Here is a 233-nt window from a genome sequence, read left to right as displayed (position 1 = left end):
TGCCCGGCACCTGTGGTGTTGCACTACCGCTGACTTCCTGCCACTCGCCATCGCGGGTCAGGCTACGGTTGAGTACGCGGAGGGAGCCATCGGGCTTGACGTTGTAGTGTTCCTCGGACTGGGCGCAGTCACGCTGGAAGTACATGGTCAGGCGCTCCAGCTCGAACCATTTGCCCTGTTAACGCATGAGGTCGACCTTCTCGACTGTCTTGGGCTGTACCGGCCCCGAGCCC

1 pseudogene is annotated in these 233 nt (G+C 62.2%); it reads right to left on the bottom strand.

What is annotated here, in order from left to right:
* Nucleotides 1-233, bottom strand: a pseudogene (locus tag M2D63_RS26180) (lipocalin family protein); the annotation flags it as partial.

Source organism: Pseudomonas sp. BJa5, from assembly GCF_030272875.2.
Taxonomy (GTDB): Bacteria; Pseudomonadota; Gammaproteobacteria; order Pseudomonadales; family Pseudomonadaceae; genus Aquipseudomonas.
Note: the sequence above shows the minus strand (reverse complement) of the source record. Positions and strands in the feature narration are given on the sequence as shown.